General features: G+C 63.9%; 18 protein-coding genes. 4 read left to right on the top strand and 14 right to left on the bottom strand.

Features of this window, described 5'->3' with window-relative positions:
- Positions 1 to 23 precede the first annotated feature (23 nt).
- From GH665_RS13225 to GH665_RS13185, 9 genes are all read right to left on the bottom strand, one after another.
- Positions 24 to 1,229, bottom strand: a complete 1,206-nt coding sequence (locus tag GH665_RS13225; protein WP_153138435.1) for an LLM class flavin-dependent oxidoreductase — start codon at positions 1,227 to 1,229, stop codon at positions 24 to 26.
- Between the two features lie 313 nt (positions 1,230 to 1,542).
- Positions 1,543 to 2,784, bottom strand: coding sequence for an SfnB family sulfur acquisition oxidoreductase (locus GH665_RS13220; protein WP_153136241.1), 1,242 nt, complete (start codon positions 2,782 to 2,784; stop codon positions 1,543 to 1,545).
- 53 nt (positions 2,785 to 2,837) lie between these two features.
- On the bottom strand, positions 2,838 to 3,785 hold the full coding sequence (locus tag GH665_RS13215; protein WP_153136240.1) for a TauD/TfdA dioxygenase family protein: 948 nt from the start codon (positions 3,783 to 3,785) through the stop codon (positions 2,838 to 2,840).
- Positions 3,782 to 5,173 carry an LLM class flavin-dependent oxidoreductase gene (locus GH665_RS13210; protein ID WP_153136239.1) on the bottom strand — a complete coding sequence of 464 codons (1,392 nt, stop codon included), beginning with the start codon at positions 5,171 to 5,173 and terminating at the stop codon, positions 3,782 to 3,784. The genes GH665_RS13215 and GH665_RS13210 overlap by 4 nt, the downstream gene beginning before the upstream one ends.
- Before the next feature lie 46 nt (positions 5,174 to 5,219).
- Positions 5,220 to 6,086, bottom strand: coding sequence for an ABC transporter ATP-binding protein (locus GH665_RS13205; protein WP_153136238.1), 867 nt, complete (start codon positions 6,084 to 6,086; stop codon positions 5,220 to 5,222).
- Positions 6,087 to 6,186: 100 nt separating this feature from the next.
- Entirely contained in the window at positions 6,187 to 7,068 is an 882-nt protein-coding gene (locus GH665_RS13200; protein ID WP_153136237.1) for an ABC transporter permease, read from the bottom strand.
- Between the two features lie 42 nt (positions 7,069 to 7,110).
- Entirely contained in the window at positions 7,111 to 7,965 is an 855-nt protein-coding gene (locus tag GH665_RS13195) for an ABC transporter permease (RefSeq protein WP_153136236.1), read from the bottom strand.
- Between the two features lie 16 nt (positions 7,966 to 7,981).
- The gene (locus tag GH665_RS13190; RefSeq protein WP_153136235.1) at positions 7,982 to 9,049 is read right to left on the bottom strand and encodes an ABC transporter substrate-binding protein; all 1,068 of its coding nucleotides are present in this window, start codon (positions 9,047 to 9,049) and stop codon (positions 7,982 to 7,984) included.
- A 274-nt stretch (positions 9,050 to 9,323) separates the two neighbouring features.
- Entirely contained in the window at positions 9,324 to 10,463 is a 1,140-nt protein-coding gene (locus GH665_RS13185; protein ID WP_153136234.1) for an alpha-hydroxy acid oxidase, read from the bottom strand.
- 110 nt (positions 10,464 to 10,573) lie between these two features.
- On the opposite strand from GH665_RS13185, the gene GH665_RS13180 reads away from it, so the two are divergent.
- Positions 10,574 to 11,407 (top strand): IclR family transcriptional regulator, encoded by an 834-nt coding sequence (locus tag GH665_RS13180; protein ID WP_153136233.1) that lies wholly within the window; start codon positions 10,574 to 10,576, stop codon positions 11,405 to 11,407.
- 26 nt (positions 11,408 to 11,433) lie between these two features.
- On the opposite strand, the gene dapA is transcribed toward GH665_RS13180, so the two are convergent.
- From dapA to GH665_RS13155, 5 genes are all read right to left on the bottom strand, one after another.
- Complete coding sequence (dapA, locus tag GH665_RS13175; protein WP_153136232.1) at positions 11,434 to 12,339, bottom strand: 4-hydroxy-tetrahydrodipicolinate synthase; 906 nt, start codon at positions 12,337 to 12,339, stop codon at positions 11,434 to 11,436.
- A 26-nt stretch (positions 12,340 to 12,365) separates the two neighbouring features.
- Positions 12,366 to 14,057 (bottom strand): ABC transporter permease subunit, encoded by a 1,692-nt coding sequence (locus tag GH665_RS13170; RefSeq protein WP_246216295.1) that lies wholly within the window; start codon positions 14,055 to 14,057, stop codon positions 12,366 to 12,368.
- Positions 14,058 to 14,204: 147 nt separating this feature from the next.
- The gene (locus GH665_RS13165; RefSeq protein ID WP_153136230.1) at positions 14,205 to 15,302 is read right to left on the bottom strand and encodes an ABC transporter ATP-binding protein; all 1,098 of its coding nucleotides are present in this window, start codon (positions 15,300 to 15,302) and stop codon (positions 14,205 to 14,207) included.
- A 43-nt stretch (positions 15,303 to 15,345) separates the two neighbouring features.
- Positions 15,346 to 16,443, bottom strand: coding sequence for an ABC transporter substrate-binding protein (locus GH665_RS13160; protein ID WP_153136229.1), 1,098 nt, complete (start codon positions 16,441 to 16,443; stop codon positions 15,346 to 15,348).
- 98 nt (positions 16,444 to 16,541) lie between these two features.
- On the bottom strand, positions 16,542 to 17,969 hold the full coding sequence (locus tag GH665_RS13155; RefSeq protein WP_153136228.1) for an FAD-binding oxidoreductase: 1,428 nt from the start codon (positions 17,967 to 17,969) through the stop codon (positions 16,542 to 16,544).
- A gap of 310 nt (positions 17,970 to 18,279) precedes the next feature.
- Here GH665_RS13155 and GH665_RS13150 point away from each other — a divergent pair, with 310 nt between their 5' ends.
- From GH665_RS13150 to GH665_RS13140, 3 genes are all read left to right on the top strand, one after another.
- Positions 18,280 to 19,728, top strand: coding sequence for an NAD(P)-binding domain-containing protein (locus GH665_RS13150; protein WP_153136227.1), 1,449 nt, complete (start codon positions 18,280 to 18,282; stop codon positions 19,726 to 19,728).
- A gap of 86 nt (positions 19,729 to 19,814) precedes the next feature.
- Positions 19,815 to 20,873 (top strand): ABC transporter permease, encoded by a 1,059-nt coding sequence (locus tag GH665_RS13145; RefSeq protein WP_153136226.1) that lies wholly within the window; start codon positions 19,815 to 19,817, stop codon positions 20,871 to 20,873.
- Positions 20,867 to 21,697: an ABC transporter ATP-binding protein gene (locus GH665_RS13140; RefSeq protein WP_153136225.1), complete on the top strand. Its 831-nt coding sequence runs from the start codon at positions 20,867 to 20,869 to the stop codon at positions 21,695 to 21,697. The genes GH665_RS13145 and GH665_RS13140 overlap by 7 nt, the downstream gene beginning before the upstream one ends.
- Positions 21,698 to 21,699 lie beyond the last annotated feature (2 nt).

Genomic DNA, 21,699 nt, shown 5'->3' with positions numbered 1-21,699 from the left:
TCACCTATGTGTTTTGTTTGTCATCAGTACCGTAAGCCGGCTTCGCGCAACAGCGGCAGCACGCGCTCGCCGAAGAAATCCAGGTCCGGCTGAAAATCGAAGAAGCTCAATTGCACGCCGTCGACGCCGGCCTGATGCAAACGCGCGATGTAGTCGGCGATCTGCTGCGGCGAGCCGACGATCGAGATGTTGCCGCCCACCGCGCGCGAAGCCGCCTGATTGCGCTGTTCCGCGTTGCCGCGCCACGCATGCGCATCGCTTTCGAAACGGTGGAAACTGCCCTCGTCGCCGTGTGCGACGATTGCGTCGCGATAGGCGCGTGCCTCGGCTTCTGTCTCGCGGCAGATCACCATCGGATTGATCAACGTGCGGATCTTGCGGCCGTGTTTCGCCGCTGCGGCTTTCACACGCGCCGTGTGAGCCGGCAACGCGGCCAGCGCGCCCTCGATCTCGGAGCCGGCGGGGCTCGTGATGAACACGATGTCGGAGTACCGGGCAGCGAAATCGATGCCGGCATCCGAGCCGGTCGCATTGACGAGCAACGGGCGCCCATAACGCGGCTTTGGCGTGACGAAGGCCTTGTCCAGCTTCCACGAGGAAAGCTCGGGCGCGAAGCTGAAGTTCTCCGGCTGCGCCCATAGTTGCTGAACGGCGTCGAGAAACTCGGCGGCAAGTTCATAGCGCCGGTCATGTTCGATACGGTGCCAGCCGAACATTTCGTGCTCGATGGCGCGATGACCGGTGACGACGTTGATGCCCCAGCGGCCTTTCGAAATGTGATCGAGCGTCGCGGTGAACTTCGCGAAATGCAGCGGATGCCAGGGACCATAAAGCACATGGCTGGTGGCGACCAGAATGATGCGCTCGGTACGCGCGGTCATCGCGGCGAGCGACATGAAGGAGTCCAGCGCTTCGCCGTTGAATACGCCGCCGTAGCCACCCTTCGGCAACCATTGCGACAAAGCGAAGACGAGATCGAAGCCTAACGCCTCGGCCTTCTGCACAAGTGCCAGGTTGTAGTCGAATGACCAGTCGGTGCTGCGTGCCAGTGTCGAAGCGCTCCAGCCGCCCGCCTGAATCGGCAGGAACAGTCCGAGCAGCAGGGGCTCCTCCAGTGCGCGCGAGACGGGGCTATCCGCGAACGTGGCAGGCGAGCGGACCGGAACAAAAGGGGACGCGTCGCGCGTCGCGTCGGCGGAAGCTGGCGAGGCGGGCGAGGGCGCGGTCAGAGTTGAATGAGTCACAGGGAGTATCCGTGCCGACCGTATGCCGGGGCGTGTGTTCGATGAAGCGGCCTGGGAAATCGCTGTGCGCGGCTCAGTCAACCGCTGGCGCACACGGCGCGAGGACTTAAGTGTCTGCAGTAGATCACGCGAGAGTTGGCAATGCAAAACAACGAATTCTGCTATTCATTCGAGGTGCAGAACGATGCGGCGATAGGCATGCCATAGCGTGCCTCCTGTGTGTCATAGCGCCGGTTACGTTTCATCGTTGACGGCGATGCTGCCCAACCAGGTCTGCGTACTTCCGGCTACGGTCTCTTCAGGTCTGTCCGCTACTGGGTGGTCGGACGCCGTTCAGATAGAAGTTGCCGACGGCGGCGTATTTCCAGCGCACCGGGTCGTGCAGGGTATGAACCCGTGCGTCGCGCCAATGCCGGTCGAGATTGAATGACGGATGCGTCGAGCGGGTGCCCGCCAGATCGAACAGCTGGTTGCCGGCCTGGATCGCGATTTCGGTTGTCAACGCCTTGGCTTCGGCCACGGCGATCGACGCCTTGGCAAGCGAGTCGGGTTGCGGGTCGGCGAGGCATAAGTCGATCTCGTGTCCGGCACGCTCCAGCATCGCCTCGGCCGCGTGCAATCGGGTCTTCAGTTCGCCGAGCTGGAAGATGACGTACGGATCGGAATGAATCGGCCCTGTTGGCGGGGTGGACGGATTGGACGCGCGTTGCCGGATAAAGGCGATCGTCGCGTCGAGGGCGGCGCGTGCGATACCCGCATCGATACCGGCGTGACTGATCTGGGTGATGGCGTTTTGCGGCCATTCTTCGTAGCTTCGGTAAATCGGCAGGACGTTGAGCGCGGGTACCCATACATTGTCGAAGATGACCGTTCCGCTCGCGGTGGTCTTCTGACCGAAACTCTCCCAATCGTCGACGATGTTCATGCCCGGATGTCCTGCGGGCACGATCGCCACGATGCGGCGACCCTGTTCGTCCTGGCCGATGGTCGAGACATAGTCGGCAAACAGGGCGCCGGTTGCATAGAGCTTGCGGCCGGACAGGCGATAGCCGTCCTCATCCGGTGTAATGCCCATCCGAGGGCCGGGGACCGGCTGCGGACCCGCATCGACGTTGGCGTTGCCGAAGCGAGCACCGCGCAGGATCGCACCGAGGAAATGGGAGCGTTGTTGTTCGCTGCCGGTTTTCCAGAGCCAGAACACGGCGCTGTTATGGTTCTGCTGGATTTGCGCGATCGACGGATCGGCCGCGGCAAGAATCGCGAACACGCGCCCGACCGTGACATAGGAGACCTGGGCGCCGCCGTAGGCCTTGGGCACGGTCATTGCCCAAAGTCCCGCTTGCGAACAGGCGTTCAGTTCGTCGAGCGGCAACCTGCGCTCCCGGTCGCGGCGCGCGGCATCCACGGCGAAGCGGCTGGCGAGATTCTGCGCGATGCCGATTGCCTCAGCGTCGGAGCTGATGATGTGTGCGGGTGGATAGGAACGAGGTGCGGCCGCCGGGTGTTCGGCGGCCGCAACGGGTGAAGCCTGCAGAGTCATCAGTAGCTCCGGGGGACCCGGTAGGGAAGAGATGGAGATAGAGGGCCTGGTACTCAGTTCAACGCGACTGCGGCTGCGGCGCTCACCGGCGAGCCTTCGATCACCACCGAGGGCGTGCCGTCCGGCCCCACCGGCACGTCGCCGACCAGCGTGGTGCGATACAACTGCCGGTCGAAGTCGAGATCGAAAATATCGGTGGGGGCGAGGTGAGCCGTCGCGCGGTTGTCCCAGAAGGCGACGCTGCCGGCCTCCCATTTGAAACGCACGGTGAATTCCGGCCGTGTTACATGTTCCCAGAGCAGTTCGAGCAGCACGTGGCTCTCGCGCGGCGTCACGCCGACGATCGACTTCAGGAAGCTCGGGCTCACATACAGTGCCCGCTCGCCGGTTTCCGGATGCACTCTGACGAGCGGATGTTCGGTGACGAGAATGCGTTGCTCGACGGCTTTCACAAACGCCTCCGTACCGCTCGCGCCGGCAGGCGGCGTGAAACGATGCAGCCCGCGCAAGCCGTCGACGAACGCACGCAACGGTGCGGAGAGCTTCTGATACGCGGCCACGAGGCTGGTCCACTGCGTGTCGCCGCCGTAAGGCGGAATCGTCACGCCGCGCAGGATCGAGGCCCAGGGCGGATTGACCGCGGCGGTTACGTCCGTATGCCAGCCGGTCCAGGGGCGTTGCAGCGTTTGTCCCTCGAAACGCGTGGCCTTGCGGTACTTGGAGATCGAGTAGACCTCCGGGTGGCCCTCGACATGGCCGAACACCGGATGCCCCAGGGTCAGCTCGCCGAACTGTGCCGAGAACGCGACGTGTTGTTCGTGCGTCAGGAATTGCTCGCGAAAGAACACGACGCGCCATTTGAGCAGCGCCGCGCGAATCTCCGCGATCTGGCGCGCATCCAGTTTCTGCGTGAGATCGACACCGTGAATTTCGGCGCCGATATGCGCGGAAAGCGGGTTGACCTGAATCGACTGTGTTTCCTGCAATGCGGCTGCGCTCATGCGAGACTCCTGGCGAAAGAGAACGTGGCGGGCGGCTGTTTTGCCACGTCGGTATAACGGTTGGCAGGTCGCGGCAGCCCGAGATTCTCGCGCAGCGTGCGTCCCTCGTATTCGGTGCGGAAAAGTCCACGCCGTTGCAGTTCCGGCACCACCAGTTCGGCGAACTCGGTCAAGCCGCCCGGCAACCACGGCGACATGATGTTGAAGCCATCGGCGCCTTCTTCTTCGAACCATTGCTGCAACTGGTCCGCGATGCTTTGCGGCGTGCCGACCACCTGCTGATGGCCGCGCGCGCCGGCAATACGCAGGTACAGATCGCGAATGGTCAGGTTTTCGCGCCGCGCGAGATCGAACAACAGGCGTTGGCGGCTCTTGCCGCCGTTGGTTTCCGGCAGCTCGGGCAGCGGGCCGTCGACGGGGTACTGGGACAGGTCCACACCGCCCGACATATTCGACAGCAGCGACAGGCCCACAGTCGGATGGATCAGGTCCTGCAGCGCGGCGAATTTCGCGTCGGCTTCTTCCTGGGTGCGGCCGATGATCGGGAAAATACCCGGCATGATCTTCAGATGATCCGGCGCACGGCCATATTTCGCGAGACGGCCTTTGACGTCGCGATAGAACGACTGCGCTTCGTCGAGCGTCTGATGCGCGACGAAGATCACCTCCGCGGTTTGCGCCGCGAGTTCGCGTCCCGCCTCCGATGCGCCGGCCTGCACCACAACCGGCCACCCCTGCGGCGAACGCGCGACGTTCAGCGGACCGCGCACCTTGAAGTGCTTGCCGGCGTGGCCGAGCACATGCAGCTTGTCCGGGTCGAAATAGACGCCGCTTGCCTTGTCGCGGATAAACGCATCGTCTTCCCAGCTATCCCACAGGCCGGCGACCACGTCGTAGAACTCGCGCGCGCGTTCATAGCGGATCGCGTGCTCCGGATGGCGTTCGAAACTGAAATTGAGCGCCTCGGATTCGGTGCTCGACGTGACGAGATTCCAGCCCGAGCGGCCGCCGCTCAGATGATCGAGCGACGCGAATTTGCGCGCGAGGTTATACGGTTCGTTGAATGTCGTAGAGACGGTTGCGATCAGCCCGACGTGTTTCGTCACGACCGAAAGCGCGGACAGCAGCGTCAACGGTTCGAAATGATCGGCGCGCGCCGTGCGCGATAGTGCGGGCAGATTCGTGTCGCGTACGCTCACGCTGTCGGCGAAAAATACCGCATCGAATTTGGCGCGCTCCGCGATCTGCGCAAGTTCCGCATAGTGTGCGAAGTCGAGTCCGCCACTTGCGTGCGCATCCGGATGTCGCCATGCGGCGATATGGTGGCCTGTCTCCATCAGGAAAGCGCCCAGTTTGATCTGCCGCTTCTGCTGATTTTCACCGCTCATCGTTTGCTCCGTGAAGGGTTTATACGTATGGGAAATGCGGTGTACCTCACCACGCGAGCCGCCATTCGGTGATCGACGGACTCGCGACCGGAATGCGCGTGCCGCTGTGCGGCGGTTCGTCTTCGTGAGGGGCGCGGCGCGCGCCGTCGTGTTCGGCGAAATCGGCCAATACTTCGTCGCGCAAACGAATGAAGCGGGGATCGTTACGGTCGCGTGGACGCGGCAAGGGCACGTCGACAATCCGTTTGATGCGACCGGGCCGCGGCGCCATCGTGACGACGCGGTCACCGAGGTAAAGCGCTTCGTCGACGTCGTGCGTGACAAGAATCATCGTAATGCGCTCGTGTTCCCAGATCCGTTGCAGTTCGTTCTGCAAGCGGCCACGCGTGAGCGCATCGAGCGCGCCGAACGGCTCGTCGAGCAGCAGCACGCGCGGCCGGTTCACGAGACCGCGGGCGATCGCCACGCGTTGCGCCATGCCGCCCGACAACTGATGCGGATACGCATTCTCGAAGCCTTTCAGGCCGACGAGTTCGATGTGCTGCGCGACCGCATCGCGTTTTTCACGCACCGACAGCGGCGCATTACGCAACGCGGCGAGAATGTTCTGCGACGCCGTGAGCCACGGAAACAGTCGATGATCCTGAAACACGATGCCGCGTTCGAGCGACGTATCGCGGACCTTTTCGCCGGCAACGACGATATCGCCGGTGTAGTCGGTATCCAGTCCCGCGATCAGACGTAGCAAGGTCGACTTGCCGCAACCGCTCGATCCGACCACGCTGACGAATTCGCCGGGACGCACCCGCAGGCTGATGTCGTCGAGTACCGCGAGCGGTGTGCCGTCCTGCTGCGCATAGCGTTTGCTGACGTGGAGAATGTCGATGCTTTCGGCAAGCGTGGAAGAAGTCATGGGTGGACCTTGATCTGTGTTCAGGGCAAATTCGGTGCGCGTTTGGTGCGCGTTCGGTGTGTCCGCGGCGCGCCCTCGGTGAATCGCGAATACGGCGTGTCTATCGTGTTGGCACCTGTGAACGGCGCGCAAAGATCGCCCGTTCCACCGCGCGCGCCAGCGCGTTCAGCGCCCAGCCGGTCACCCCGACCACGATCACGCCGAACAGCACCAGATCCATGCGGAACTGTTCGCTGCCGTCGATCAGCGTGTTGCCGATCCCGCTGCCCGCCACCAGCAGATATTCCGCGCCGAGGGTGGCAAGCCACGAATAGATCAGCGCGAGATAGATGCCGGTGAAAATCGACGGCAGCGCGGCTGGCAGAATGACCGCGCGGATCAATTGCCAGCGCGAATAGCGGAATGCGCGCGCGACTTCGATATAGGCGCGCGGTACTGCATGAATGCCGTCGCATGTGTGCGCGGCGACCGGCAGCAAGGCCGCGAGCGAGAGGAACACGACTTTCGCCGCATCGCCGAGGCCGAACCACACGGAAATCAGCGGAATCCATGCGAACAGGGAGATCTGTTTGAACGTGTCGAAGCTCGGGCCGATCATGCGCGTGGCGAGACGCGAGAAACCGAGCACGCTGCCAAGCAGCAGGCCGCCCAGCGTGCCGATCACGAACCCGCTGGCTTCACGCGCGAGCGATGCGGAGAGGGCTTTGAACAGCGCGCCGCTGACAATCTGCTGCCACGAGGTGGCCAGCACCTGAGCGGGGCTGACCAGCAGGCCGCTTTTGCTCAGGTGCGCTTCCGAGACGGCCCACCAGATTGCAATGGCGACGACCGGCAAGACGGCGCCGCGCCAGTCGACGCGTGTGAGCAGCGGCCGGCGTGGCCGCACGGCGCGCTGGAAGGAGGCGGGCACGTTAGCGCAGTCGCAGGACGCAGTAGTTGCCTGCTTCACGGCCGCGCTGCGCTTGAAAAGAGCAAGACTCATCGTAGATACCTCATAAGCGGTGCATGGCAGCGTTTGGCGCCATTACTCGCGAAACGCCGACGGTTGACCGCGCCGCAAACGCGCTTCGAGTGCGTCGAGCAAACGATTCATCGCGTAACCAATCGCGCCGACCACCACCACCGACGCCATCACCAGATCGAGCTGAAACAACTGCCGGCCGTAGACGATCAGATAGCCGAGCCCCTCGGACGAGGCCACCAGTTCGACCACCACCAGCGCGAGCCAGGCTTTGGTGAACGCAAGCCGCACGCCGGTGGCAAGCGTCGGCACGGCTGCGGGCAGCACGAGATAAAAGATTCGTTGCCAGCCGCTGTATTCGAATACGCGTGCGACTTCATCGAGCGAAGCGGGGGTCTGGCGGAATCCTTGCAGCGTGCTCAACGTCACGGGAACCAGCGCGGCATGCGCGATCAGAATGTATTTGAGCGGTTCGCCTACACCGACGAGCAGCAGTAGAAACGGCAGCCAGCCGAGCACCGGAATCTGCACGAGCGCATTGAAGCTCGGCAACACGTAGGCTTCGAAGGTGCGCGACAGGCCGAGTGCCGCGCCAAGCGCAAAACCGAGCAGCGTGCCCGCAGCGAAACCGACCAGCACGCGTTGCAGGCTGATCAGCGTGTTGCTGACCAGGTCGCCGCTCTTCGCAAGCTCGACGAACGTATCGAACACGCGTTGGGGCGGCGGCAGGATCTGCGGCGCGATCCAGCCGCGCTCGCAACCGATGCTCCATAAGGCGAACAGGACGGTCGGCAATACCCACGGCGCGAGCCGCCAGGCGAGGGCGCGCAAGCGTGCATTGCGGTAGAGCGGCGCGCGCGGCGCCGCGGCAGCGTGGCCAAGCCGGTCGCGGTCGACATGGAGTGCGGTTTCGCTCATCGTGATCGCTTCCGTTTTAGCTAAGCGGCTTGCCGGCGGCGTCGTAGCGCGTCCAGTAGTGGTCGAGTTGTTGCGTGCGTAGCGCGTTGTCGAGATATTTCGTCTCGAACCAGCCGTCGACCTGGACCGGCTGACGGATCAGTTTGAGTTTCAGTGCATCCGCGGCAACCGCCTTATAGCGCGCGACGATGAACGGGTCGATCAGCGGCGAGTTGCGATCCTTCAGGCTTTGATTGGCGAATTCGGCCTGCCAGGAGGAATAGGGCACCCCGCTTTTGGCCCACAGCTTGAAGAGCGCGTCGCGGTTCGCTTCATCGGACGACCATTGCGCGCCTTTGACGACTACGTTGACGACGCGTTGCACGATATCCGGATGCGCGCGATCGAAGTCGTCGAGCACCAGCAGATGGGCCTGACGGGTGAACTGCGGCCCATCGTTCTGCGATTCGTAGACGATCTTCGCGAGGCCCTGGTCACGCAACTTGTACAGGTGGTAATCGTTGATCGACGCGTCGATTCCTTTGGACGCCAGCGCGGCAAGCGAACTCGCGGAGTCGAGATTGATCACGCGCAGATCCCGCTCGTCGAGCTGATTGGCGGCGAGCGCATTGTCCGCGACGAGCTGCAGATTGGTGCCGCGAAAGATCGACACGCGCCGGCCTTTCAGGTCTTTGATCGAGCGGATGTCCGAATCCGGGGGCACGGCGATCTTGACGCCGGAGCGGACGCCCGAGGCGAGCAGCAGGCGCGTTTTCAAGCCGTTGGCGCGGCCGAGCACCGCGGGCAGATCGCCCTGGTAGGCGAAGTCGAGTGAATTGTTGGCGATCGCTTCGTTGACCGCGGGGCCGGCGCCTTTGAAGAACAGCCACTCGACCTTAATGCCGTCGGCGGCGAATTCTTTCTCGAGCGACTGCTGCAATTGCACCGTCGCCGCAGGCGATCCGCCAAAGGTCGGGGGATCGCCGTTGCCTTGTTGCGCGACGCCGATGCGAATCACCGCCGGCTTGTCGGCATAGGCGTGAACCGCGGTGAGCGACAGGGCCGCCACGGCGAAGAAAGATTTCAGCAGACGGAAATAGCGCATGCGGCAATACCAATCGAATGAAGGGAGTTGGGCTGAAAATGCTCAGGTGGGCAAGGAGCTGGCACTACAAGTTAGATTCGCGGGCGCCTGAATCCAACCAATCATTGCTGATAAGAAAATCTGCGGTAGTTCGAACCACACCGCGTGAATGGCGCCGCGCGGCACTTGTGGTGTGCAAGTGCGCGTTTTCCCGATTTGCATAGTTGAATTCGTCGTTTGGCCATGACGAATTGCATGGCTACCATGCGACGCTCATGGGACCTTCATGCGATCTTCATGCGGCACGCTCGACCAGCCCCGGTTGCAGTTGAGCGAGCGCGCTACATCCCAGCAGACGCATGGCGATATGCATCTCCTGCAGCATCAGGGCCAGCACCTCTTTGACGCCGGCGCCCCCGCGCGAGGCCAGACCGTAAAGCGGCGCGCGTCCGAGCAGAACACCACGGGCGCCCAGAGAGACGGCTTTCAATGCATCGCTGCCGCGCCGCACGCCGCCGTCGACGAAAACATCGAGACGGTTCCCCACGGCTTCGACGATGTCCGGCAACAGTTCGAGCGGCGCGAACGTGCTGCCCAATTGCCGTCCGCCGTGATTCGACAGCACGATCCCATCCGTTCCATGGGCGAGCGCCAGCAATGCGTCGTCGCGCCCCTGGATGCCTTTCACGATCAGCTTGCCGCTCCAGTGCCGCCGAACCCATTCGAGATCCGCCCAGCCGAGCGTCAAGTCCATCTGCCGGCTGAGCATGGCGGCGTGACGTGACAGATCGGCCCGCTCGCCGACGCTGTGCGCGATGTTTTTCAACTGCGGCGAACCATGGCGCGCCATCTGCCAGCACCAGTGCGGATGGCGCATGCAATCGGCGATGAGCCGCGGCGATAGCCGTAAAGGCAGCGCGAAGCCGTTGCGGGTGTCGTGATCGCGTTTGCCGTGCACCGGCACATCCACCGTCAGGACCAGTGTGGAAAAACCGGCCGCGCTCGCGCGCCGCATCAGGTCTTCGGCAATGCCGCGATCCTGCTGCACGTAGAGCTGCATCCACAGGTCGCCGCGCGGCGCGGCGGCGCGCACGTCTTCGAGCAGGGAAGTGGAGGCGGTCGACAGAACGAAGGGCAAACCTGCCTCGCTCGCGGCGTGGGCGAGCAGTTCGTCGGCACGCGGCCAGAACAGGCCGTTCAGACCGGTCGGCCCGACGATCAATGGGGCGGCCGCCTCGCGTCCGAAAAACTGCGTGGCGCTGGAGCAGCACGACACGTCGGTCAGCACACGCGGTTTGAAGAGCCACTGGCGGTAAGCCTCGGCATTGCGGCGCAAGGCGTCGCCGTCCTCGGCGCCGCCGTCGAGATAGTCGAAGGCAAGGCGCGGCAGACGTTTCCGGGCGGCGATCCGATAATCGGCTACGCATGAAAGCATGAATGCTCCACAGATTCCAAATATGCTGCTGTTGTCCGATTCAATCGCATTACAATCGAGATAACTGCTATTCGATTTGCTCGATTTGTCTTAAGGGCCGCGCTACCACCATGTCAGAACACGCCAGAGGCACAGCCCGCAAGACCAGGGCGGCTGAACCGGAGACACCGCGCTCGTCGCTATTCGTCGGCTCGACCGCGAAGGCGTTTCAGGTATTGCACGCGTTCGACGGTCCGAGCCGCCACATGACCCTCGTCGATCTCGCGCGGGCCTCCGGCCTCGACCGCAGCGCTACGCAGCGCCTCGTGCATACGCTGGAAGCGCTCGGTTATCTGTACCGCGTGCCCGATACCCGCAACTACGGCCTCACGACGAAAGTGCTGCAGTTCTCCTACAACTACGTGCGCGCCAACGAGCTCATCGACAAGGCTTCGCCCTATCTGCTCGACATCAGCCGGCGGCTTGGCGAGACCACCAATCTGCTGGAGCTCGACGGGCATGAGATCGTGTTCGTCGCGCGCTTTCCAGGCCAGCATCTGGTGAATATCGACATCGTGGTCGGCGCGCGTTTGCCGGCCATGTTCACCGCCGCCGGCATCGCCATCCTCTCGCGTCTGTCCGACGACCGCGTGCGCGAGATCCTCGCCCAAACGCGCCTCGAACCGCTCACGCACTACACCGAAACCGACCCCGACAAACTGCTCGAACGCGTGCGCAAAGTCGCGCGGCGTGGCTACGCGGTAGTCGAGAACGAAACCGTGCTCGGCGATATTTCCGTTGCCGCGCCGGTGACGGATCACGGCGGCATGGGTGTCGCCGCGATCAATATCTCGGTGCCGACCTCGCGCTGGTCGCGTGAGAAAGTGGAAGCCGAACTCGCGCAGCACGTGCAGGTGGCCGCGACGTCGATTTCGAAGTCGCGGCTCACGGGCTATCAGCGCTGAGCGCTTATTTACCGCTTATTCAGCTCTCACGCCCGGCGCTCGAACGCGTCGAGCTGCTTTTCCAGTTCGACGCGCAGGTTCGCCGACAACTCCGGTGCGGCCTGCACGAGTGGCGCGAGCATCGTCGGCGCATGCACGCCGATCAGATCCATCACCGATTTCATCGGCCCCGGATTGGTTTCGGCAAACGCCAGGTTCATCAACGGAATCAGCGTGCGGTGCAGGGCCAGCGACTCCTGTGTCCGGCCCTCGGCGGCGAGCCGGTAGATCGTTTGCCACGCGCTCGGCAACAGGCTGGCCGTCACCACGATACCGCCGCGCGCGCCCGCCGCGACATGCAGCGGAAACAGCGTGTCTTCGCCGCTCAATACCGAGAACGATTCGTCGACGCCGGCCACGGTGCGCAGGAAGTGCCACATGTCGGTATTGCACGCCTTCATGCCGATGATCCGCTCATGCTTCGAGAGTTCGTGCAGCACTTCGGGCGCGATCGAAATGCGCGTGCGATACGGAATTTCATAGATCAGGATCGGCAGCGGCGATTCGTCGGCGTAACGCAGGAAGTAGTCGCGAATGCCGCCCTGGGTCGGATTCGTGTAGTAGGGCGTCAGCACCAGCAAGCCGTCCGCACCCGCAGCGGCGAATTCCTTGCCGGCCTGCATGGCATCGTGATATCCCGGGTCGAGCACGCCGGCGATCACCGGGATGCTGCCCGCCACTTCCTCGGCGGCGATGCCGGCCATGCGGATGCGTTCGGCACGCGCCAGCGCGCCGTATTCACCGGTGCCGCCGAGCGGCACGATGCCGTCCACGCCCTGCTTGAGCAGATAGCGGATCAAGGTGCGGGCCGCGCCGCTGTCGATCGTGTCGTCGGCGTTGACCGGTGTCGGAATGGCCGGCAGAACGCCGCGTAATTGTTGTGCTGAAAGCATGAAGAGTCTCGGTGAATGAATGGGGTTCAGGCGGCGAGGCTGCGCCGGCGCAAACGGTCCGCGACCCAGATGAGCGCCGCGATAAAGATGAAGAGGCAGGTCGATACGGCAGCGATGACCGGCGAGATCTGCATCGTGATTTCGTCCCAGAACTGCTTGGGCAAGGTCGTACTGAGGCCGCCCGAGGTGAAGAGCGCGATGGTCAGTTCATCGAACGAGGTCGCGAACGCGAACAGGAACGAGGACATCAAACCCGCGCCCAGAATCGGAAAGGTGACGCGGCGCAGGGTGGCCCACGGACGCGCGCCCATGCTCTGCGCGGCGAGATCGAGACGGGTGTCGTAGTTGCGCAGCACGGCCATCATCGTGATCACGACGTAGGGCACGGCGACCGTCGTGTGAGCCAGTACCAGGCCGAGCGACGAGCCGACGAGGCCGATCTTCGCGAAGAAATAGAAGATGCCGACCGCGATGATCATGCGCGGCACGACGATCGGCGAGAGCACGAATGCCAGCATGGCCGCCTTGCCGCGCATGCCGCCGCGTACCAGCAGGAATGCGGCGGGCGTACCGATCAGCATCGACAGCAAACCGGTGCCGAGCCCTACCAGCATCGAGCGTGTGATCGCCTGCATCCACAGCGGCGAATCGACGATCTGCCGATACCATTGCAGCGAGAATCCGTGCGGCGGCCATGCCAGCCCGGAGGCCGAATCGAACGACAGTGGGATCATCAGGAAGGCCGGTGCGCTGAGAAACACCAGCAGCAGAAACACGATCACGCGCAGTGTCAGGCTTTCGCCGCTGCCCGGCGCATTGCGTTTGCGGCCGGCGCGCGAGCGGGGCAGGAGGGCGAGCAAGGCGTCCGTTGCATTGCCGAGCGCGCTCAGGATCAGCTCGCCGAGCTTGCGGCTCCAGCCGCCCGCGCGTGAGCCTTTCGCGCCCGCGCTTTCGCCCGCCATGGTCGAGAGGCCCACCATGCGGTCGTACACCAGGAAGACGACCAGCACGACTGCGAGCAGCAGCACCGAAATCGCGCCGGCAAAGCCCCAGTTCAGCGCCTGCATGACCTGATCGATGATCAGTTGAGTGATCATCGTTTGATGGCGGCCGCCCAGCAGCGTCGGCGTGATGAAGAAGCCGATCGCGGTGACGAACACCATCAGGGCGCCGGCCGCGACGCCTGGCAGCGACAGCGGGAAATACACCTTCCAGAACACGGTGCCGGGACGCGCGCCCAGCGTGGCCGCGGCGCTCGGCAGGCGCCGGTCGATGTTCTCCATGACCGACAGCATGGTCAGCACCGCGAGCGGCATCAGCGCATGCACCATGCCGACGATCACGCTGGAAAAGTGATAGAGCAGGCTCAGCGGTGCGTCGATGATGCCGAGTTTGAGCAGCAGTTGATTGATGACACCGTTGCGCCCGAGCAGCACGACCCACGCAAACGTGCGCACGAGAAAGCTGGTCCAGAACGACAGCAGGACCCAGAACAGCAGGCGGTTCTTGCGTGCCCGGCTCGCCGACGAAATCAGATACGCGATCGGATAGCCGGTCAGCACCGAAAAGAACGTGGTCCATAGCGACACTTTCAGCGTGATCAGCAGTACGTCCACATACACCGACGACGCGAATAGCCGCTTGTATTCGATCAGCGTGAAGCCGGTGTCGTTGTGAATGCTGAGCAGCAGGAGCTGGCCGACCGGATAGACCAGCATCACAAGCAGCAGCACGACGAGCGGCGCGCCTTTCGCGCCGGGCTTCAGCCACGCGCGCCAGGCGGCCCGGCGCGGCGCGGGCTGGATGGGCTGCGCCGGTCCCGCGGGTTGAGAAGGGCGCGCGCTCAGAGCGGAATGGTTCATCGCTTACCCCGCGATCGCGACGGCGTCGGCGGCGAGCCACGACAGGCCGAGCGTTTGCCCGACTTCGTACTGACTGCCGAAACGGTTGGTGGGGAAGGCGGCGACGAGCGGTGCGGCGTTGGCGGTATGCGGCTCGAGATAGAGCTTCGTCATGCTGCCGGTCACCATGATGTCGGTGAGTTTCGCCGACAGACTGCCGCCGTTGCCCGGGTCCGTGCTCGCCCCGTCGTGCACGCGCAGGTTCTGCGGGCGCAGCATCAGCTTGACGGTCTTGCCGTTGCCGATCACCGGGTCGTAGGCCATCGCCTCGCCTTTTGCGACGCCTTGCACGCTGATCTGCACCTGATCGCCCGCCCGGCTCGTAACCACCGCGTCGAGCAGATTCGACTCGCCGAGAAAGTCCGCGACGAACACGCTGTTGGGCCGGAAATACAGATCGGCCGGCGTGCCGAGTTGGGCGATCGAACCCGCGTTCATCAGGCAGATGCGGTCCGACATGGTCATGGCCTCTTCCTGATCGTGCGTTACGTAGACGATCGTCGTACCGAGTTCGCGATGGATGCGTTTGATTTCGAGCTGCATGTGATCGCGCAGTTTCTTGTCGAGCGCGCCGAGCGGCTCGTCCATCAGAATGATCGACGGCCGGTAGACCATGCAGCGCGCGAGCGCGATCCGTTGCTGCTGGCCGCCGGACAGCTCGCGTGGATAGCGGTGCGCCACATGCGGCAGATGCACCATCTCCAGCGCCTGCATCACCTTGTCCTGAGTGGCCTTGGCGTCGGTCTTGCGCATCTGCAGCGGGAACGCAATGTTCTGCGCGACCGTCATGTGCGGAAACAGCGCGTAGTTCTGAAACACCATGCCGATGTCGCGTTCATACGGCGCGCCGTATGTCACGTCCACCCCATTGATGCGAATCTGGCCTTCATCCGGCAGGGCGAGGCCGGCAATCAGGCTGAGCAGGGTGGTCTTGCCTGAGCCGCTCGGCCCGAGCAAGGTCAGGAATTCGCCCTCGGCGACGTCGAGACTGGTCGGCGCGAGCGCGACGAAATCGCCGTAACGTTTGCTGAGTCCCGTGATCTGAAGATTCGAAGCGGACATGAAATCGGCCTCCGTGAAAAGGTGACAGGGAGCGGCGGCGCGCTTACGTCAGGATCCAGCGATTGAACCGCTCGAGCGCGACACTCTGGTTTTCCTGCCAGTACTTCGCATCGATATGCAGGCCGTTGGTCATGTTCTGGGGATAAGTCGGGCAGTTTTTCGCGATCTCCGGCTTGATGAAATTGAAGGCTTCGGGTTGCGTAACGCCCGCCGGGAAATAGTCGACCAGCGCGGCCTGGCGCTTCGGATCGGCGGCGAACTTGATGAACTCGCGGCATGCATTGGCGTTCGGCGAGCCCTTCAGGATCGACCAGTTGTCGACCCCCCAGATATTCTGGTTCCAGACGATGCCGACCGGCGCCCCATTGGCGATCGCCGACTGCGCCCGTGACACCCACGTGCTGATCATGTCCACTTCGCCTGAACCCAGCATCTGTTCGACCTGTGCGCCGGTGGTCCACCACACGTCGACGTGCTTCGCGATCTTCGAGAGGCTCGCGAAACCGCGGTCCAGGTTGCAGGGATAGACCTGGCCGGTCGCTACGCCGTCGGCCATCAAGGCTTGTTCCATCGTGTCGAACGGATACTTGCGCAGGCCGCGGCGGCCCGGGAAGTCTTTCACGTTCCACATGTCGGCCCATGAGTTCGGCGCCTTGCGGCCTTTGAACGCGTCGGTGCGGTAAGCGAGCACGGTGGTGTAGATATTGGTGCCCACGCCATACGGCGACATATATTGCTTAGGAATCTTGGCGATCACCGGATCGGATTCCAGCCCGTGTTTTTCGAGGTAGTCCTTGCCGCCGCCGGTCAGCAGAAGAATCGCCGGCTGGCTGATCTTCGCCATGTCCCAGGTGTAGCTGCCGGTGTCGACCATGCTCTTGATCAGCGCCGTCGGTTCGGCGTTGGCCTGCACGCCGACCACTTCGATGCCGGTCTTCTCGGTGAACGGCCGGTAGAACACCGCGCCGTAGGCCTTCGTGTAGATACCGCCGTCGTCACGAATCACGATCCGTTTGCTGGCCGCGCGCGACGGTGTCCAGACGAACGGGAAGGCGACCGCCGCCGTGCCTGCCAGCGCCGCCTTGATGGCCGTGCGGCGGCCGGGTTGCTGAATCTGATCGCGTGTGGGCTGCTTTTTCATGACGACTCCAGGGAAAGTGGCAAGCGTGGGAAGCGTGGATAAGCGGAAGACCGGAAAGGCGAAAATTCAAACCGCGTGGCGGTTCACCGGGCAGGGCGTCACGGCAGCAACCGGCCGGGGTTGAACAGCTGCTGCGGATCGAGCGCCTGTTTTACCGCGCGCATCAAAGTCAGTTCGGCGGCGGATTTGTAGTGAGCCATTTCGCTGAGTCCGGTCTGGCCGACCCCGTGTTCGGCGCTGAACGTGCCGTGCAATTCGTGCGCGACGTCGTTGACGCAGCGGCGCATCGCGGTAGCCATCGCAGCGGGGTCCGCTAATTCACGCCATGCGTCGAAGCTGAAGAACGGAATGAAGTGCGCGTTGCCGTCGCCGAGATGGGCGACCACCAGAATCTCGAGACCGGGGACGAGCGCATGGACCGCGCGCGTGGCCTGCTCGATGAAAGCGGGGACCGCGGACACCGGCACCGCGCAATCGGTCGTCAAGCCCACGCCGCCTTTTTTGTTCGCCTCGGATACGCTGTGGCGAATCTCCCAAAGCGCGGCGCGCTGGGTGTCGTTGCTGGCGAGCACGGCGTCGGCAATGAGGCCCTCAACGGCGGCCTGTTCGAGCGTGTGTTGCAGCAGTTCTGCCATTTCCTCGCCGCCGCGCGTGTCCGCGAGTTCGACCAGCACGTGCCAGTCGTGCAGTTCGCCAAGCGGATTGCGGCGCTCGGGCACGTGTTCGATCACGAGTTCGAGCTGGCGGCGGTTGATCATTTCGAAGGCATTCAGGCGCGCACCGCAGGCGGCCTGAAACAGGCTGAGAACACGCAGCGCGGCCGCCGGATCGACAGGCGCGAACCATGCAAGCGCGTGATGCGTCGGCAGCGGATGCAGCTTCAACGTGGCCGCCGTGATGATGCCGAGTGTGCCTTCGGTGCCGATGAACAGATGCTTCAGATCGAGGCCGGTGTTGTCTTTGCGCAGCGCCCGCAGGCCGTTCCAGATCGTGCCGTCGGCGAGCACCACTTCGAGACCGAGCACGTTGTCGCGCGTATTGCCGTAGCGCAGGACACCGGTGCCGCCCGCATTCGTCGACAGATTGCCGCCGATCTGGCATGAGCCTTCGGCGCCGAGGCTTACCGGATAGAGCCGCTGTTCGGCCGCGGCGGCATCCTGCACGGTCTTCAGCACGCAGCCGGCTTCGACTTCCATTGAGCCGTTGGCCGTGTCGATCGAGCGAATCCGGCGCATCCGCGACAGGTTGACGATGACCGGCCGGGCACCTTCGCCGGCGGGCACGGCGCCGCCGCACAGGCTGGTGTTGCCGCCTTGCGGCAGGACCGGCACGCCGTGCGCCGCGCACAGGCGAACCACCGCGGACACCTGCGCCGCCGTCGAGGGCAGCGCAACGCAGAGCGCCGGCGCCCTGTAGCGGCCGCGCCAATCCTCGATGAAGCCGTCGAGGTCGGCTTCGGCGCTCAGGATCGCGTCCGCTCCGAGTTCGGTTTGCAGGCTGGCTAACAAGGGCGCGACTGGGTTCATTTCCGGTTCCTTGATCGGGCGGCGGCTTCGACTCGGCTGCGACCCGAATGGGACGAAACCAGCGCTGCCTGAGAAAAAGCATAGAAGTAAAAAAATCGCATTGAAATGCAATTAATCGCCATGCGATTAAAGTGCTCGTTTTTCCTGGCAGGGATCGAATGGGCGCCGACCGCCCCGAAACAAATAAGCAAAGCGAAATTTGTTGGTTTGGGTAAGCCCGCGGCGCCGCGATACTTGATTGTCCGATGGCCGTGCCATCCGGTTTCGACGTATCCGTCTGCAGTTCAACTCTCTGGCCGAACCCGACTCCATGACGCAAATCACTCACTCCGATCAGCATGCGCTCGACACACTTCGGCTGATTGGCCCGGCACCCGATAACTGGGTTCCGCCACGCGACGGTATTGACCATAACGTCGTGATTGTCGGCGGCGGACAAACCGGCACGGCGTTCGCCTTTGCGCTGCAACGCGCCGGCATCGGTCAGGTCAGCGTGATCGATGCCGCCGCCGATGAAGGCCAATCGGGCGTCTGGCTGAATCGCGCCCGCATGAACAAGCTGCGCACCCCGAAATCGTTGGTGGGTCCCGAAGTGGGGCTGCCGGGGTTGAGCTTTCAGGCGTGGTATGAAGCGCGCTTCGGTGCCGAGTCGTATGGCGAGATCGATCGGATTGCGCGTACGCGCTGGGCGGAATATCTCGCGTGGTACCGGCATTTCCTCGAGATTCCGATTCGCTACGGCACCCGGCTCACGCGAATCGAACCGGAGGGTGAGCATTTCCGTTTGCATCTGGACGTCCGAGACGGCGGCACGGTTCGGAGCGTCGTGGAGACGGCGCGCAAGATCGTGCTCGGCAACGGCGTCGCGGGCAATGGCGGACCGAACATTCCCGCTGTGCTGAAAACGCTGCCGTCCACCTTGCTTGCCCACACCTCCGAGGCAATCGATTTCGCCGCGCTGCGCGGTAAATCCGTCGCGGTGATCGGCGGCGCGGCCTCCGCGTTCGATGCGGCAGCAACGGCGCTCGAAGCCGGTGCAGGGCAGGTCCATCTGTTCGCGCGGCGTGAGCGGATTGCTTCGGTGCCGGTGACTCGCGCTCGCGCCTATCCCGGTGCGTACGACAACTATTTCCATCTGCCTGACGCGATTCGCTGGTCACAGGCGCGGCGCTTTCGCCGCGCCGGTTCGACGCCGCCGCTCGACGCGGTGGAGCGCGTCACGCGGTTTGCGAACTTTCATCTGCATCCCGGCACGCAGTGGTCGCACGTCGACGTCAGGAACGGGCGCGTCGAAACCGAGGTGGCGGGGGAGTCGCTGACATTCGATTTCGTGATTGCCGGCACGGGTTATGCCATCGATCTCGCGCTGCGGCCGGAACTGGCGCAGATCGCCGGACATGTCCGCCTGTGGCGCGATCAATACGTGCCCGCCGCCGGCGATAACGACGACACGCTTGGCGCGCATCCGTATCTCGGCGCCGCGCTCGAATACCTCGAGAAGGTCGAGGGTGAAGCGCCTTATCTGAAGAACATTCACGTCTACAACCCGGCGGCCTTCGTCAGTTTCGGCTTGCCTGTCGGCGACGTGCCGAGCATGAAGCGCGACATTCCCGCCGTGGTGCAGCGCATCAGCCGCGATCTGTTTCTCGCCGATCTGGACGCGCATGAAGCACGTATTCATGGCGACATCGCCGCGGATTTCGACGAATCGGTCTACGCACAGAGCGTCTGGCAGCGCGACCGGGCCGACGTCGCCTGAAGTTCGTCCAGAGGCGGGCTCCAAAGCGGACCCGGAAGCGGGCACGAACTCACGCGAGCTCAACAACGCAGGAGGCTGGAACCTTTATGTCTACTCAGTTCGAATCGATCGCGACGCGCGCTCCGGCTATCGGCGCGGAGCCTCACGATGCCGCGCGCCCCATAGCAAGGCGTGGACTCTCACGCGGCGTCTGGATCGCCGGTCTTGCGGCGCTGGCATGGCTCGGCAGTGCCGCGCTGACCGAATGGTGGCCGAGCGCGGACGACTGGCCGTACACGAAAGAATACCTCGCGCTCAAGCTGGTGCTCGCCGTATTCGCTGCTGCGACGGCTGTCGCCGGGTGGCGTAATCAGCCCCTTCAGGCAAGGACGCCCACGCGCACCCATGCGTGGCTCGCGGCCATGCCGTGGTTGCTCGCCCTGGCGCTCGGCGTGAGCGTATGGGAGGCGGTCACCGCGCAACTCGAATGGCTGCCGCGGCCCTTTTTCGCGCCGCCGCAAGCGCTAATCGGCGTCTATGCCGAAGACTATCCGCGGCTGGGGTCGAGTGTCGTGCATTCGTTTGGACTACTGGCTTACGGCTACGTGCTGGGCGCGGCGGCAGGCTTCGTGACGGGGGTGAGCATCGGCTGGTCGCAAGCGGTCAGCTACTGGGTCCATCCGGTGCTGCGCCTGATCGGACCGCTGCCGGCTACCGCGTGGTTGCCGCTGGCGTTCTTCTTCTTTCCGTCGAGCTTTAGCGCGAGTGTGTTCCTGATCGCGCTGGCGACCGCTTTTCCGGTGGCCGTCCTGACCTGGTCCGGTGTGGCCGGCGTCAACCCGGCCTATTACGACATCGCCCGCACGCTCGGCGCGCGACCGGCTTTTCTGATCCTGCGTGTCGCGATTCCGGCGGCGTTGCCGTCGGTATTCGTCGGTCTGTTCATGGGGCTGGGCGCATCGTTCTCGGTCCTGATCGTCGCTGAAATGATGGGCGTGAAAGCGGGACTCGGCTGGTACCTGCAATGGGCCCAGGGCTGGGCGGCCTATTCGAATATGTATGCCGCGCTGCTGGTCATGGCGCTGATGTGCTCGGGTCTGATCACGTTGCTGTTTCGCCTGCGTGACCGTTTGCTGGCGTGGCAAAAAGGATTGCTCAAATGGTAGCCGTACCCGAAGTGCTGAAACGGAACGCCGCCGCAGCGCCGGTTCGCGACGGCGCGCGCATCGACGTGCGCCATGTCAGTCATCAATTCGCGTTGCGCGGCGCCGCGTTGCCCGTGTTGCAGGATGTCAGCTTCGCGGTCGAGCCGGGCGAGTTCGTCGCGCTGCTGGGTCCGAGCGGTTGTGGAAAGTCCACCTTGCTGCGTCTCGTGGCGGGACTCGATACGCCGACGCAAGGCAGTGTGCAGGCCGACGGCGCCACGATCGCGGGCCCCGACCCGTCGCGCGTGGTGGTGTTCCAGGACCCGACCCTGTACCCGTGGCGTACGGTGCGCGGCAACGTCGGGATCGGCCCGCAGGCGCAGCGCAGAGGCTTCGCCCGGCGGCGTGGTCCACAGGAAGATCAGGCGCGGCAACGAATCGATGCCGCGCTGGAACTGGTCGGCCTGACCGAGTTTGCCGAAGCGTTTCCGCATCAATTGTCGGGCGGCATGGCGCAGCGGGTGGCGCTGGCGCGCGCGCTCGTCAACGATCCCGCGCTGCTGGTGCTGGACGAGCCGTTCGGCAAGCTCGACTCTCTGACACGCATCCGCATGCAGGGCGAACTGGCGCGGCTGTGGCAGGACGCGCGCTTTTCCGTGCTGCTGGTGACGCACGATGTCGAAGAGGCGTTGCTGCTTGCCCGGCGCGTGATCGTTTTCAGCGAACGGCCCGCACGCGTGGTTGCGCAAGTGCATAACGACGCACCGTATCCCCGCCATCGCGACGATCCGAAGCTGGTGGCGCTGCGCCGCGAGGTGCTCGCTCAACTCGGACTCGACACCTGAAC

The organism is Paraburkholderia agricolaris, from assembly GCF_009455635.1.
In the GTDB taxonomy this organism is placed as follows: Bacteria; Pseudomonadota; Gammaproteobacteria; order Burkholderiales; family Burkholderiaceae; genus Paraburkholderia; species Paraburkholderia agricolaris.
Note: the sequence above shows the minus strand (reverse complement) of the source record. Positions and strands in the feature narration are given on the sequence as shown.

Bases quoted from the DNA above. Each gene is read 5' to 3' on its own strand.
- GH665_RS13220 (WP_153136241.1), bottom strand. From the start codon at position 2,784: ATGACTCTGCAGGCTTCACCCGTTGCGGCCGCCGAACACCCGGCGGCC.
- GH665_RS13215 (WP_153136240.1), bottom strand. From the start codon at position 3,785: ATGAGCGCAGCCGCATTGCAGGAAACACAGTCGATTCAGGTCAACCCG.
- GH665_RS13210 (WP_153136239.1), bottom strand. From the start codon at position 5,173: ATGAGCGGTGAAAATCAGCAGAAGCGGCAGATCAAACTGGGCGCTTTC.
- GH665_RS13205 (WP_153136238.1), bottom strand. From the start codon at position 6,086: ATGACTTCTTCCACGCTTGCCGAAAGCATCGACATTCTCCACGTCAGC.
- GH665_RS13200 (WP_153136237.1), bottom strand. From the start codon at position 7,068: ATGAGTCTTGCTCTTTTCAAGCGCAGCGCGGCCGTGAAGCAGGCAACT.
- GH665_RS13195 (WP_153136236.1), bottom strand. From the start codon at position 7,965: ATGAGCGAAACCGCACTCCATGTCGACCGCGACCGGCTTGGCCACGCT.
- GH665_RS13190 (WP_153136235.1), bottom strand. From the start codon at position 9,049: ATGCGCTATTTCCGTCTGCTGAAATCTTTCTTCGCCGTGGCGGCCCTG.
- GH665_RS13185 (WP_153136234.1), bottom strand. From the start codon at position 10,463: ATGCTTTCATGCGTAGCCGATTATCGGATCGCCGCCCGGAAACGTCTG.
- GH665_RS13180 (WP_153136233.1), top strand. From the start codon at position 10,574: ATGTCAGAACACGCCAGAGGCACAGCCCGCAAGACCAGGGCGGCTGAA.
- dapA (WP_153136232.1), bottom strand. From the start codon at position 12,339: ATGCTTTCAGCACAACAATTACGCGGCGTTCTGCCGGCCATTCCGACA.
- GH665_RS13170 (WP_246216295.1), bottom strand. From the start codon at position 14,057: ATGCTGGTCTATCCGGTCGGCCAGCTCCTGCTGCTCAGCATTCACAAC.
- GH665_RS13165 (WP_153136230.1), bottom strand. From the start codon at position 15,302: ATGTCCGCTTCGAATCTTCAGATCACGGGACTCAGCAAACGTTACGGC.
- GH665_RS13160 (WP_153136229.1), bottom strand. From the start codon at position 16,443: ATGAAAAAGCAGCCCACACGCGATCAGATTCAGCAACCCGGCCGCCGC.
- GH665_RS13155 (WP_153136228.1), bottom strand. From the start codon at position 17,969: ATGAACCCAGTCGCGCCCTTGTTAGCCAGCCTGCAAACCGAACTCGGA.
- GH665_RS13150 (WP_153136227.1), top strand. From the start codon at position 18,280: ATGACGCAAATCACTCACTCCGATCAGCATGCGCTCGACACACTTCGG.
- GH665_RS13145 (WP_153136226.1), top strand. From the start codon at position 19,815: ATGTCTACTCAGTTCGAATCGATCGCGACGCGCGCTCCGGCTATCGGC.
- GH665_RS13140 (WP_153136225.1), top strand. From the start codon at position 20,867: ATGGTAGCCGTACCCGAAGTGCTGAAACGGAACGCCGCCGCAGCGCCG.